The following is a 6568-nucleotide window of genomic DNA, read 5'->3' on the forward strand; positions in this document are numbered from 1 at the left end:
CAGCTAGGACGTAGACGCACGAGGGGCTAAGACTATCCCCGACGATGCCTGCAATACAGCTTAAGACGATCCTGGGGCGAGTAGGTCTAGCCATGCGGACTCGGGACGGAGCCACGGGCCTGCCACTGCAGACCGGGGCGCTTCCATGGCGGGTGAGCGACGGCAGGGGTCTGGAGGTGCTGCTCGTGACCAGCCGCAGATCGAGCCGCTGGCTGATCCCAAAGGGCTGGCCGATGCTGGGCAAGACGCTTGCCGCAGCTGCGGCGCAGGAAGCGTATGAGGAGGCCGGAGTTCGGGGCAGGATCGATCCGCAGCCGCTTGGCTCCTTTCGCCATCGCAAGCAGCATGAAATCCTCGGCGCGATGGAGGTCAGTATTCTTGTGCATGGCCTGGCGGTGGAGCAGGAGCTGCCCGTGTGGCCGGAGATCGGCCAACGCGATCGGCAATGGCTCAGTTTGGAGGCGGCTGCGGCCAAGGTCGAATCGGTCGCGCTTGCCGGTTTCATGACCGAGTTTGGAGCTCGCGTGTCGTCAGGGCAGCGCTGAGCGCGGCAGCTGACCTGACGGCGTCGACGCCGAAAAAAGCTCAACTTGTCAGCAACTTGTAACGCAAGTCCGCCAGCGAAGCCCCCGCTGAACTACCAACCGGAACGTCGCGCAATCAGCTCATCCGCCTAGCTGCGGCGGGCAGGCGCGTGTGCAACAGGGGCAAATTGAATGAGCGAGACCTACTTCGACCTGTCTTCGGGCGACCTCCTGCAGGACTGGAGCAATTCGGGCCAGATCACCGCCGCCGATGACTGGAGCGGCGTGCCGAGCATCGTCGGCTACCTCGGCGACGGCATGGTCGGGTCGAGCACGGGCGTGAACCCCGGCACGGTCACCGGCAGCAGCGTCTCGGTCGACGTAATCGCGAATCAAATCAACCCCAACACGCTGACCAGCGGCGGCGTGGCCGAGTTCCACCTCGCCAATCCCACGATCGCCCTGCAGGGTTCCGGCACCGCAGGCGCGCCCTACCTCGCGCTCCACCTAAACGCGGCCGGACGTCAGAACGTCACGCTGAGCTTTATGGCACGCGACATCGACGGGAGCGGCGACAATGCGGTGCAGCCGATCGCGGTTCAGTACCGGGTCGGGGCGACCGGTCCGTGGATCAACCTTCCGGCCGGCGCCATCGCCGACGCGTCCACCGGCCCAAGCTTGGCGACAGCGACGCAGGCCGTCTCCGTGACCCTGCCGCCCGAAGCCAACAACCAGGCGCAGCTGCAGGTCCGCATCCTGACCACCAATGCAGTCGGCAGCGACGAGTGGATCGGGATCGACGACATCGCGGTCACCAGCTCCCCGCAGACCACCATCAACCCGGGCACCCTGTCGATCGCCGACGCCAGCCTGGCCGAGGGCAGCTTCGGCACCGCCGACATGGTCTTTGCCGTGACCCGCAGCGGCGGCACCGACGGCGAGGTATCCGCGACTTACACGATCGGCTTGACCGACAGCGCCGGTGCCGACGATCTCGGCACGGTCGCCACCACCGGCACCGTCACTTTCGCTGCGGGCCAGTCGAGCGCAACCATCCGCGTTCCCGTTGCGGGCGATACCGTCGCCGAGGCGAACGAGAGCTTCGCTGTGACGCTCTCGGCGCCGACCGGAGGAGCGGCTCTCGGCGACGCAACCGCCACCGGCACCATCGTCAACGACGACCTGCCGCCCCCCACCAACGTGTTCGTCAACGAGATCAACTACGATCCCGAAGGCTCGGACACCGGCGAGTTCGTCGAGGTCGCGGGTCTTGCCGGCACCGATCTCACCGGCTGGTCGCTGGTGCTCTACAACGGCAACGGCGGCGCGCCCTACGGCACCTATGCCTTAAGCGGGACCCTGGCCGACGCGGCCAACGGGTTCGGCTTCGCCAGCATCGCGCTGCCCGCCAACGGCCTCCAGAACGGCGCGCCCGATGGCGTCGCGCTGGTCGACAATCACGGCCGGGTAATTCAGTTCCTGAGCTACGAGGGCAGCTTCACCGCCGTGGGAGGACCGGCCGCCGGGATGACCTCGACCGACATCGGACGGTTCCAGACCAACGCGCCGGCGGGCACCAGCTTGCAGCTGGTCGGCACCGGCTCCAGCGCCGCCGATTTCGCCTGGGCCTATGATGTCGCGTCCACCGCGGGCGGGGCGAACACCGGACAGAGCTTCCTCGCGGGCCACGACCAGGGCCAGATCAGGATCCTCGATGCGGGGACGGTGGAGGGCACCGGAGGCCCCACGCTCCTGACCTTCACCCTGCACCGCTCGGGCGGGTTCGCGACCGAAGCCAGCGTTGATTATACGCTGGCGTTCGACGGCGGCGCCGATCTCGCGGACCTCGCCGCGGGTGCTGCCACCAGCGGGACCGTGACCTTCGCGGCGGGCGTGTTCAGCCAGACGATCAGTGTCCCTGTGGCGGCCGACTCGATCGGTGAAGGCAATGAAGCGTTCACCGTCAAGCTCGGCAACCCGGTGGGCAACGCCGTGGTCGTCGATGGAAGCGCGCGCGGCCTGATCCTGAACGACGATCCGGTCGAGCGGACGATAATGGCTATCCAGGGCGAAGGCCATGAGTCGGCCTACGTCGGCCAGCCGGTGATCACGGCGGGCATCGTCACAGCGGTCGATACGAACGGCTTCTACCTGCAGGATCCCGAAGGCGACGGCAACGCGCGCACGTCCGACGGGCTGTTCGTCTTCACCGGCACGGCGCCATCGGTCGCGCTTGGCGACGGCGTCCGACTCACGGGTCTTGTCGGCGAGTATAAGCCAAGCGCCACCGGCCTGTCGGTCACACAGGTCGCGGCGAGCGCGGTCGAGGTTCTGTCTAGCGGCAATGCGCTTGCTGCCGCTACCGTGATCGAGAACGGCGGACTGCTTCCGCCGACCGAAGCGATCGACAGCGACGGCCTGACGGTCTTCAACCCGGAGATCGACGGCATCGACTTCTGGGAGTCGCTCGAGGGCATGCGCGTCACGTTGGATACGCCGGTCGCGGTGTCCAACAGCAGCGCCTTTGGCGAGACAGACATCGTTGCATCGCTCGGTGCTGGAGCGACGGGCATCAACGCGCGCGGCGGAATCACGATCAGCCCGGACGACTACAATCCGGAGCGGATCCAGCTCGACGATCGATTGGCCACCCAGCCGGTGCTGTCGGTCGGCGACCAGCTGGCGGACGTCACCGGTGTGATCGGCTACAGCTTCGACCGCTACGAGCTGCTTGCCACTGGCACCGCGACGGTCGCCTCCGACAACACGCCGGTGGACGAGGTCACCACGTTGCGCGGCGATGCCAACCACGTCACGGTCGCGACTTACAATCTGGAGAACCTCGATCCGGGCGACGGCAAGTACGACCTGCTGGCCAACGACATCGTCTACAGCCTGCGCGCGCCGGACATCATCGGGGTGCAGGAGATCCAGGATGCGGACGGCGCGGGCGGGGGCAGCAACCTCTCCGGCACGGTCACCGCGCAGGGGCTGATCGACGCCATCTACGCGGAAAGCGGCATTCGCTATACCTATGTGGAGGTCGCGCCGAGCAGCGCTGGAACGACCGGCGGGGAGCCCGGCGGCAACATCCGCAACGGCTACCTATACCGCGACGATCGGGTCGACCTGGTGAACGGCAGCTTGAGCCTCCTCACCGATGCTGCCTTCAATGGTTCGCGCAAGCCGCTGGTCGCGACCTGGTCGTTCAACGATCAGCAGTTCACCACGATCAACGTGCACTTCACCTCGCGCGGTGGGTCCGATCCGCTGATGGGGGATGCTCAGCCCCCGCGTAACGCAGGCGATGCGGCACGCGCTGCGCAGGCGGGTGCGGTCAACGACTATGTGTCCGACATCCTGGCTCGGGACGCTTCGCAGCAGTTCGTGCTGCTGGGCGATTGGAACGGCTTCTACTTCGAAGAAGCGCAGACCCAGCTGACCGAAGGCGGCGTGTTCACCAACCTTGCGACCTTGCTGCCAGAGGAGGAACGCTACAGCTATCTGTTCGACGGCAATGCCCAGTTGCTCGACAACGTGCTGGTGACGGGCGGGCTGCTGCCGGGCGCGTTTTACGACGCGGTGCATCTCAATGCGGAGTTCACCGGCACCCGGCCGACCGACCATGATCCGCAGGTCGCCATGCTGCGGGTCGCGGTCACGCCGCACGACGTGGTGCTGGCGGGCGGCGCGGTGGACGAGAACCTGCCGGCCGGCACGGTCGTGGGCACCCTGTCGGCGACCGATACGGCGGGCGACGTCCTCTCCTACACGCTGGTCGACGAGGCCGACGGTCGCTTCGCCGTCGATGCCCGGACGGGCGCGGTCACCACTGCCGGGCCCTTGAACTTCGAGGACACCGCCACCTACACGCTGCAGGTGCGCGTCACCGACGCCGCCGGCCTGTCATCGCAGAACGCGGTCACGGTGAGTGTGGGCGACCTGAACGAGGCTCCCGCAGCGGCGAACGATGCAGCCTCGGTGGACGAGGATGCGGCCAGCACGAACCTGTGGGCGCAGCTGCTCGGCAACGACCGCGACGTGGATGCGGGCGACAGCCTGTCCATCGCCGGGGTGGATACGGGCGCGACCTTGGGCACGGTCATCTTCGATCCGGCGACCCAGTCGCTGCGCTACCTCGCCGACGATGATCTGTTCGACGCGCTCGCCCCGGGCGCAACTGCGACCGACAGCTTCAGCTATACCGTGCGGGACGCGGCGGGCCTGACGAGCACCGCGAGCGTCGCGGTGACGGTAACGGGCATCGCCGATGGCATCACCCGCGCCGGGGGCAGCGGCAACGATCAGCTGAGCGGCACCGGCGGCGAGGACCGGCTGACGGGCGGCAACGGTAACGACCGGCTGCTCGGCTTCGACGGTCATGACGGGCTTGACGGCGACAGCGGCAACGATCTGCTCGAGGGCGGCAGCGGCAACGACGTGTTGTTCGGCGGCAGCGGCAACGACCTGCTGGTCGGAGGCGCGGGGGCCGACACCTTCATCCTGGGCGCACGCGCGGGCGAGGACGTGATCCGCGACTTCGACCGGTCAGCGGACACCCTGTCGTTGACGGGCACGGCCATCCGCTCCTCCCGGACGGGTGACGCGAACGGCGACGGTGTGACCGATCTCACCTTGTCGCTGTCGGGCGGCGGAAGCGTCACGCTGCTCGGCATCGGGTCGGTCGACGAGCTGCGCTTGGCCAGCACCACCCAAGCGGCTTCGACCCAGCTGGCGGCAAGCTGGAGCCTGGCGCCAGACACAAGCTTGACGCAGCTCGATCTGAGTTCCCACGTCACGAGCAACATCGGCCTGCTGGTCGCTTAGCTGCCGCGCGAGAAAGGCACGGCTGGCGCGGTTTCCACAAAGGGGCTGCGCCTGCCTTGCGCGGCACGGACGGACCTTCGCTCACCGGCCAACTCCAGGGCAGCCAACTGAAGCACGGCCAGCGCGGCTTCAATGCTTACGGACGGGATGCGAACGTTCGTCTCCCGTTCCATATTGTTGGTTGCCCGGTCCGCTAAACGAAGGTCGGCTGCACAGGCTGGTCGCCCATAAGCGGCAAGTCAGCTTACGGCCACTATCAGTCGTTCAACCGACCGGCTTGAATGTCCGCTTTCCACCCAAAGCGGACATTAGCGCTCATGCCTTAAAGATCGTGACTGCGGCGATCGCCAAGAGAAAGAAGATAAGACCCATCAATCCGGCCAGGAACGTGGCACCGATGGTGAGCCAGAACCCTGTGGGGTGGACCTGCCGAGCAAAGTTTCTTCGAGTGCCCCTCGCAACACCGTTGCGGTATTCTCTAAGCGCGGCTCGTGGACAGTGGATCATCAGCCATCCCGCAAACGCGCCGATGAGTGCCCAGAGGATACTGTTGCTCACAACACGTAAGCTCGCCGAGCGCGGCCCCACCGTCAATGTTTCCCCTCGCTGACCATTGGGACATCGAAGCAGGATGTCCGCTTTCCACCCAATGCCGACATTCGCCGGCTAGAGGTCCAGCGCCTCCGATAGCTCCAGCGCATCATCGACTTCCACACCCAGATACCTGACTGTGCTCTCCAGCTTCGTGTGGCCGAGCAGCAGCTGGCAGGCGCGCAGGTTGCCGGTCTTCTTGTAGAGGAGCGACACCTTCGTTCTTCGCATGCTGTGCGTTCCGTAGGCGGCCGGATCTAGGCCCAGCAAAGTGACCCACCTATCCACCAGCCGCGCATACTGACGGGTGCTCAAGTGAGCTCCCTTCTTGCTCCGGCTCGGGAACAGCCAGTCGTCGCCAGTCAGCTCCTTCTCGCTGATCCACGCTCCGATCGAGCGCCGGGTTTGCTCGGTGATCTCGAATTGCACCGGTCGACCGGTCTTTCGCTGGAGGATCATCGCGCGGCTGCGAACGCGATCACCGGATGCCACGTCGGATACCTTCAGAGCGACCAGGTCACAGCCGCGCAGCTTGCTGTCCAAGGCAAGGTCGAAGAGCGCCAGATCTCGCAGACGCTGCTCCACCTGAAGGCGTATGCGGATGCCCCAGACCTGAACCGGCTTCA

The 6568-nt window shown here is 66.3% G+C and carries 4 protein-coding genes; 2 read left to right on the plus strand and 2 right to left on the minus strand.

Annotation, left to right across the window (positions count from 1 at the left end):
* The first annotated feature begins 92 nt into the window (after window positions 1-92).
* Window positions 93-545, plus strand: a complete 453-nt coding sequence (locus QZX62_RS09760; protein WP_294174049.1) for an NUDIX hydrolase — start codon at window positions 93-95, stop codon at window positions 543-545.
* Window positions 546-716: 171 nt separating this feature from the next.
* Window positions 717-5351, plus strand: coding sequence for a cadherin domain-containing protein (locus tag QZX62_RS09765; protein WP_294174050.1), 4635 nt, complete (start codon window positions 717-719; stop codon window positions 5349-5351).
* A 315-nt stretch (window positions 5352-5666) separates the two neighbouring features.
* On the opposite strand, the gene QZX62_RS09770 is transcribed toward QZX62_RS09765, so the two are convergent.
* Window positions 5667-5909, minus strand: a complete 243-nt coding sequence (locus QZX62_RS09770; protein ID WP_294174051.1) for a hypothetical protein — start codon at window positions 5907-5909, stop codon at window positions 5667-5669.
* Window positions 5910-6017: 108 nt separating this feature from the next.
* A partial coding sequence (locus tag QZX62_RS09775; RefSeq protein WP_294174052.1) for a tyrosine-type recombinase/integrase occupies window positions 6018-6568 on the minus strand: 551 nt, incomplete at its 5' end.

The sequence above is a fragment of the uncultured Sphingomonas sp. genome, from assembly GCF_902806265.1.
GTDB lineage: Bacteria > Pseudomonadota > Alphaproteobacteria > Sphingomonadales > Sphingomonadaceae > Sphingomicrobium.

What these genes read in the sequence shown, in the direction of transcription:
- QZX62_RS09760 (WP_294174049.1), top strand. Translation starts at nt 93, where the DNA reads ATGCGGACTCGGGACGGAGCCACGGGCCTGCCACTGCAGACCGGGGCG.
- QZX62_RS09765 (WP_294174050.1), top strand. Translation starts at nt 717, where the DNA reads ATGAGCGAGACCTACTTCGACCTGTCTTCGGGCGACCTCCTGCAGGAC.